At 30.8% G+C, this 569-nt stretch carries 1 protein-coding gene; it reads right to left on the reverse strand.

Annotated elements, in window-relative coordinates; genetic code table 11:
* Positions 1–78: 78 nt before the first annotated feature.
* Positions 79–465, reverse strand: coding sequence for a transposase (locus tag IV513_RS15655; RefSeq protein ID WP_317196437.1), 387 nt, complete (start codon positions 463–465; stop codon positions 79–81).
* Positions 466–569 lie beyond the last annotated feature (104 nt).

The following is a 569-nucleotide window of genomic DNA, read 5'->3' on the forward strand; positions in this document are numbered from 1 at the left end:
CAATACTGTCCTAAATAAAAATTATTAAAAATAGAAACAGCCTAAATACCTATTTTACATTTAGCTTTACATTTAATTTCAAAAAAGAACCCCTTGATAATAGTTTTTGGGGGTTTCAGGCGGTTGCTCAAATGGTTTGTCGAGCCAAAATTGAAGATTAATTTTAACAAAAATATTCAATCGGATAAAAGCTACCAGATTTGATAATTGCCAATTATATTTAGCGATGGATTTCAGGTATTTCAGAATGAGAATAGTGATAAGTGCCGTCCAGATTTGGATTTTCACTGCATTTTCAGAAGTTCCAATGAAGGTTTTGATGTGAAGCAACTGCTTGATATCTCTAAAAAAGATCTCAATTTGCCATCTTTGCTTGTATAATTCTGCTATGGTAGAAGCAGCCCAAGAGAAATTATTGGAAATCATTTCAATGGTTTGCTTGTTTTCATTATCCCAAATAGCCACTCTTCTTCAATACTGTCCTAAATAAAAATTATTAAAAATAGAAACAGCCTAAATACCTATTTTACATTTAGCTTTACATTTAATTTCAAAAAAGAACCCCTTGA

It is taken from the genome of Chryseobacterium sp. RR2-3-20 (assembly GCF_017808115.1).
Lineage (GTDB): Bacteria > Bacteroidota > Bacteroidia > Flavobacteriales > Weeksellaceae > Chryseobacterium > Chryseobacterium oryzae.